The organism is Streptomyces sp. NPDC005195 (assembly GCF_040608315.1).
GTDB classification, from domain to species: Bacteria; Actinomycetota; Actinomycetes; order Streptomycetales; family Streptomycetaceae; genus Streptomyces; species Streptomyces kaempferi.
The window spans coordinates 1-3,416 of the sequence record NZ_JBEXHZ010000193.1 but is presented as its reverse complement, the minus strand read 5'-3'; the positions used below and the strand labels follow the sequence as shown (position 1 = coordinate 3,416).

General features: G+C 66.7%; 4 protein-coding genes. All 4 read right to left on the bottom strand.

Going from position 1 to position 3,416, the window contains the following annotated elements:
• A partial coding sequence (locus ABZV34_RS37775) for an NADP oxidoreductase (RefSeq protein ID WP_356287305.1) occupies positions 1 to 410 on the bottom strand: 410 nt, incomplete at its 3' end.
• A 15-nt stretch (positions 411 to 425) separates the two neighbouring features.
• Positions 426 to 908 (bottom strand): hypothetical protein, encoded by a 483-nt coding sequence (locus ABZV34_RS37770; RefSeq protein WP_356287302.1) that lies wholly within the window; start codon positions 906 to 908, stop codon positions 426 to 428.
• Positions 905 to 2,158, bottom strand: coding sequence for an IS256 family transposase (locus ABZV34_RS37765; protein WP_356287307.1), 1,254 nt, complete (start codon positions 2,156 to 2,158; stop codon positions 905 to 907). Before ABZV34_RS37765 ends, ABZV34_RS37770 begins: the two co-directional genes overlap by 4 nt.
• A 56-nt stretch (positions 2,159 to 2,214) precedes the next feature.
• Positions 2,215 to 3,416: group II intron maturase-specific domain-containing protein (locus tag ABZV34_RS37760; protein WP_356287299.1), on the bottom strand; the 1,202-nt coding region annotated here is incomplete at its 5' end.

Below are 3,416 nucleotides of genomic sequence, written 5' to 3'. Positions count from 1 at the left end.
CAGTCCTGTTTGAGGGCGTGGAGGCCGGAGAGCGGCCCGCCGAGCTGCATGAGACGTCCGCCCTCGCGCAAGGAGCCGAGGTCGACGGGGGCGAAACCGAAGGCGGCGGTGAGGTCCTTGACGGTGGTCTTGGCGTCGGCGTCGTCACCGGCGAGGAACAGCACCTGGCGTCCGGCCCGGTGCCGCGGATCGGCGGCGATGTACTGGCCGTAGAGGGTGTTGAACGCCTTGACGACGCGGGCTCCGGGCAGCAGGGAGGCGACGTGTTCACTGCCGGTCAGCTCGCCCAGGTCGGCGATCTTCACGGGCGGGGGCGGAGAGGCGAACTGGTTGGTGACGTCGATGACGATGCGCCCGTCGAAGGAGGGCAGGCCGGCCACCGCGTCCGGGAGCTGGGGAGGAATAGTCAAGACCTGTGGATCAGGTCAGTCGCGGTGGTGTCGCTGACGCAGTCGGCGACTGGCGTCAGCGCGGACGCGTCGGGTTCTTCCGGCCTCGGCGAGCAGGGTGAGGATGGAGGATGAGGGCAGGGTCTCGACGGCCTTGCGCTGGAACCAGTCGGATCCGGTGGTGACTTCCTCCGGGCCCCACGGCTCGCCCACGGTGATTGACCGCAGCAGGGTCCATTCGCGCAGACGGCGGGCGAGGAACTCCCGCTCCGCGCTGATCCCGGCGATCGCGCGGGCCCAGCCGGTGAACCCCTCGTCGGTCAGCAGTAGCGCTGCTCGACGGTCGAGGTGGCGGACGATGGCCGACTGCGCCATCGTCGTGTCCGGGTCGCGCAGGATTCTGGTCACCAGATCGGCTTCGTCTTCGTCACGGACGACGGCCAGTTCGTGTAGGTAGCGGGCGAATCGCTGGTGCTCGTCCTCGGCGAAACGGTCATCGGCGCCGTTGAGGCCATTCACGCGGCGGCCTCCTCAGGGCGCTCGACCAGGTGGCCGCGTTCAAAACGGGCGCCGGCCCGCACCAGCGCCACGAGATGGGGTGTGTTGACCGCGCGCCAGCGGGCCTGAGCGGATTCGATCAGCTTGAAGACCATGGCGAGGGCGGCTGCCCGGCTGCCGGCGCCCTTGGTGACCTTCGTCCGCAACCGGACCGTGGCGAAGGTCGACTCGATTGGATTTGTGGTGCGCAGATGGATCCAGTGCTCGGCGGGGAAGTCGAAGAACGCCAGCAGCTCGTCCTCGTCGTCCGTGATCCGTTTGACGACCTTGGGGTATTTCGCCTGGTAGGCGCGCTCGAAGTCGCGGACGGCCCTGGCCCCGTGCTCCTTGTCCTCGGCGTTGTAGATCTCCTGGATCGCGCGCTTGGCCGCGGGCTGGGCCGACTTCGGCAGGGCGTCCAAAACGTTGGCCGTTTTGTGAACCCAGCACCTTTGATGGCGGGTTTCGGGGAACACCTCGTTCAGTGCGTTCCAGAAGCCGAGTGCGCCGTCGCCGACGGCCAGGACCGGGGCCCGCATGCCCCGGCGAGCGCAGTCCCGCAGCAGCCCGGCCCATGCCTCGGACGACTCACGGTATCCGTCGGTCATCGCGATCAGTTCCTTTGTGCCGTCGGCCCGCACGCCCATCAGCACCAGGACCGCGGCCTTCGCCTCCTCCAGGCGGATGCGCAGATGGACGCCGTCGGCCCAGACGTACACGTAGTCGGTGGCGGACAGGTCGCGGTCCATGAACGCCCGGTGGTCGGCCTGCCACTGGACGGTCAGCCGCGTCACGGTGGCGGGCGAGAGGCCGGCCGAGGAGCCGAGGAACTGTTCGAGTGCGGGCACGAAGTCGCCGGAGGACAGGCCGTGCAGGTAGAGCAGCGGCAGCACCTCGCTGATCTTCGGGGACTTCCGTGCCCAGGGCGGCAGGATCGCCGAGGAGAACCGCTTGCGTTCGCCTGTGGCCTCGTCGATGCGCTTGTCGTTCACGCGCGGGGCCTTGACCTCCACGACTCCGGCGGAGGTGGTGACCTTCCGCGTCTGGTGATGGCCGTTGCGCACGACCAGGCGGCGACCGCTCTCGTCCCGCTCACCGGCCAACTCGGCTATGTAAGCGTTGACTTCCGCCTCCAGGGCGGCAGCCAGCATCCGCCGGGCGCCCTCGCGGACGATCTCGTCGATCAGGGAGCCGTTCGGCGTGGTGCCGTCGTTGTTGACTACGCTGAGCAGTCGGGTAGCCGGGACGCATTGCTGAGTCCCGGCCCCCTCAGAACCGGACGTGCGAGTCATCCCCGCATCCGGCTCAAGCTGGCCTGTGGCTGCCGGTGGGTGTCACGCTTCCGGTCGCCAGCATGTACCTGGCGATGACAGGTCGTGTGGATCAGCTCCAGGTTGCTCGGGTGGTCGCTCCCACCGTTGCTGCGGTAGGTCAGGTGGTGCACGTGGATCGCCCGGAGGCTCCCTGTGAACCACTTGACCCAGTCCTGAACGTCGTCCGGGTCGAACCCGGCTCCGTCGATCAGATCCAGTCCGCACCTGGGACACAGCCCCCGCTGACGGTAGGCGAGGGAGAGGATCTTCTTGGGCTCTCCCACTGCCTGCACCCGCTTGCGTCGACGGTTCCCCCAGTACTCCTCCAACTCCGGATCGTCGGGCGACGCATCGTCCTTGACCAGGGTGTGTCGCTGGATCGGCATCCAGGAGGCTTGCTGCAAGTAGTGCTCGGCAGTGCCGAATACCCACTTGCTGGACCTGCCTGGCTGGAACGTGCCCCAGTACCTTCGTTTGATCCATCCCCAGGGTTTGCGGCGATGCCGTCGCATGGCCCAGCGTTTCAGGACCTCGAAGGTGTGGGCGTCCAGTTGGTTGAAGGTCTCCTTCGAGCAGACAGTCCGGTAGTACGTGGACCAGCCGCGTACGAATGGTGACAGTGCCCTGACCAGGCTTTCAGTGGGCGAGCCGCTGTACTCCCTGGCCGTGGTACTGACCCTCTTCCGGGCTCTCTGGGGGGCGTCCCGGCTCGGCTTGATGATCAGCTTCTGGCGGAACCTGCCGACGTTGAACCCGAGGAAGTCCACTCCGTTGGAGAGGTGCACCACCCTGGTCTTCTCCTCGTTGAAGGAGAGGCCCCGGGGTTCGAGCCATTCGGCCAGGTCATGCCTGACATTGATCGCCTCTTTCTCGGTGGTGCAGAACACCACGAAGTCGTCGGCGTACCGAACCAGAGCCGGCGAGGTCGTCCTGGCGTTCCACGGACGGTTCGCTCCGATGACCTCTCCCATCCCATGGAGGGCGATGTTCATCAGCAACGGGCTGACCACGCCCCCAACGCAATGGGTAACTTCTGCTTCGAGGTGACGCTCGGTTACCGACGCTTGGAACTCCTCCCTCGCGCGGAGGGTAAGGGGCGTCACAATGGGTAGTAGGTTTGTGACATGGTGCGTGGTGATCGTGTCGATAGCATCGAGTATGCCTGGCGGGTCAACGC